This is a genomic window from Otoolea muris, assembly GCF_943193115.1.
Taxonomy (GTDB): domain Bacteria; phylum Bacillota; class Clostridia; order Lachnospirales; family Lachnospiraceae; genus Otoolea; species Otoolea muris.
In genome coordinates this window covers 1-2,483 of sequence record NZ_CALPCY010000127.1, presented here as the reverse complement: position 1 = coordinate 2,483, position 2,483 = coordinate 1, and the positions used below count along the sequence as shown (strand labels likewise).

General features: G+C 39.3%; 3 protein-coding genes. All 3 read right to left on the bottom strand.

Going from position 1 to position 2,483, the window contains the following annotated elements; genetic code table 11:
* Window positions 1-110: 110 nt before the first annotated feature.
* Window positions 111-704 (bottom strand): hypothetical protein, encoded by a 594-nt coding sequence (locus NFS31_RS26490; RefSeq protein WP_251502026.1) that lies wholly within the window; start codon window positions 702-704, stop codon window positions 111-113.
* 256 nt (window positions 705-960) lie between these two features.
* Window positions 961-1,899, bottom strand: a complete 939-nt coding sequence (locus NFS31_RS26485) for a DUF6262 family protein (RefSeq protein WP_251502023.1) — start codon at window positions 1,897-1,899, stop codon at window positions 961-963.
* A gap of 90 nt (window positions 1,900-1,989) precedes the next feature.
* Window positions 1,990-2,483 (bottom strand): site-specific integrase (locus NFS31_RS26480; protein WP_251502020.1); only part of this gene is annotated, 494 nt, incomplete at its 5' end.

Genomic DNA, 2,483 nt, shown 5'->3' with positions numbered 1-2,483 from the left:
GGACATCCGCTCCAAGCTGATACCATTATAGAGCAAAATCAAGTTCCTGTGGAACGGTGGGTTATTCATCGCTTACGTTCCTTCTGCCTCGTATACAGATATCCTTTTTTCTAACTCAGCGTCATCCCTCCGCTCTGTTCCTCTTCCGGCATTTCTTCCCTGCCTTCGCCCTGCACACTCTTCAGGCTTTCTGATATCGCCGGTTTCTTTTCTGTATACTGGATAACGATCCCGGAAAAGTCATAGCCCACAGGCTCCAGTACTTTTTTCTCCATCATTGTCAGTAATGCCTCCGTATCAAACTTGGCCTCAAAATATAGATCCTTATCGATCTGGATCGGTACATCCATGCCTGCCGGATCCTTCCCCAGTATCGTCCGCTGCCTGCCGAATACCTTTCCCCTCAGCTGCATCAGTCTTTCATGCATGTCCTTCTGCCCGTTGCAGTGCTTCAGGATGGTCTGGACTGCCTTTTTCCATGTGGGTGTTTCTATGGTCTCACCAGAAGCAAATGTAACAGAAACCGGCCTCTTCCCTTTGAGCATGGATGGAGAACTCCTCCCCAGACAGCATTCCCTGTGCGTGATCTCTGAACGATTGTATGGGTCCCCATTCTGATACATTTGGATCATGTCATCGCATCTCTGATTTACAACCTGCAGCAGCTCTGCTCTTACTTCTTCAATCAGTTCTATATAATCCATCGAACCATCCCCTTCCTTAAGGCATAAAAAAAGAACCAGAACCTATCCCTGACTTAAGGATTTTTCTAATTCTATTCCATGTAACACCATACACTATTTTCTTTCTGTTTGTGTATGTAGTTCCTATTTTCTACTATTTTCATACACTATACACACAATACACTCTCAAAGCCTTGCTCCATATAAGGGTATGAAAACTTGCATCAAGAAGATTTTCCTTTATTTATCAGCGATTTAACACTATGCACACTTTCTTCTATTTCACTTCCTTTTGCAGCTTATTCAACGCTCTAACCAACTTCCGATTCTCCTTCTTAAAATTTTCGTTTTCGTCTAACAGCCTCTTTATTTCCCTTTGATATAACTCTACCTGTTTCTCCAGACTTTTATCTCGCACCTCTCTCTTGATCCGAGCAAGTGTTCCCTGATCCTGTTTTTCTTTCTCTTCATTTAATAGGCTTCTCACTTGCTCGTTCTTATAAAAGAATCCTTTCGACAATCCTGTATTTCTGGAGAGTTCAGATACGGATATTGTTTTTCCTTCTGACGCAGTTCTATGAATCTCAGCAATGGCAAGTTGTATCTTTTTCTCGCTTTCCCGCTGATTCGCTTCATTCATTTTGTCATACTTTGCCATCAACAGATTCCCTCCCAGACTACTTTCTTCCTGCTTGAAAAGCTCATCTGACTTTCTAGCCACTTCCTGATCAACCCATCCGATATATTTCTTTACTGTTTCATCCGTAGAATAACCCATATACTCCCGAATTGTTTGGATTGAAGTACCGTTTTGATAAAGGGCTTTACATAATTCTTTTTGGTATCCGTTTCCCTTAAATATATATTCTCCATCCAATATACCAGATTTCAGACATTGTTTCGTGATCGCCTCTTCAAAACTCCTTGCTGTATATTTTTTATCTCTGTTCAAAAAAAGCAGCCTCTCTATATCTATATGATTCTTTTCTGAATACCTCAATACAAGCAAGTGCAGGATATCCGGTATAGGAATACTCCTGTTCGTACCTGGTACCTTCATCCAGCTATCTTCATTCTCACAGTAAAAATCTACATTTCTCAGCAAGAACATCTTTCCTTTATTGATACCTGTATATAGTAGAATCAGACTCATAATACGCAACTGATCTGGAAATTCCGAAAGTTGAAGCGTAAGCAGATCCAGCTTCTTATCCAAGTTTTTAACTTCACAATTCTTCGGATAACTTTTCTTTTTATAAAAGAAAACAGGTATCGTAAAATAATTTATATCATCTTTCACCTGCAGCTATTGGAGAAATATTGTAACCGCCCGAATCTTATTATTATAACTTTGGGAGCTGATCCTTTGCATACTCAGTTTATCAAAATATTCTTTTATTGAAATGGCATCTATCGTGGTTATTGCTTTTTCCTGCTCCTCCAAATATCTAAGAAATTCTTTTATGTAGGTTTGTTTTATGCGTATTGTACCCAAATTAAGATTCGTAACTACCAAAAGATATTTTAGATACTCCTGGAGCATCTTCCGATTATCTTCCCTTCGAATATCTAAAAATGAGAAACTGTCAATTGTGCTGCTAAGGCTGTATCTTTCAGGAGAGATATTTAATTTCTCCACATACCAGACATTAGCTTCCCAGTTAATCTCTTTCGCTTCCAGAAATAATGTTTTCCTACAGAATGCAATAAATTTTGTAGCATTGTAAACGGTAGATAGTGAGTACCTATACAAGACTGGAGCAAACCTGTATGATAGAAACAGATTTGCTCCAGTCTTTT

Excerpts from the sequence above, each read along its gene's own strand:
- NFS31_RS26490 (WP_251502026.1), bottom strand. The coding sequence starts at position 704 with ATGGATTATATAGAACTGATTGAAGAAGTAAGAGCAGAGCTGCTGCAG.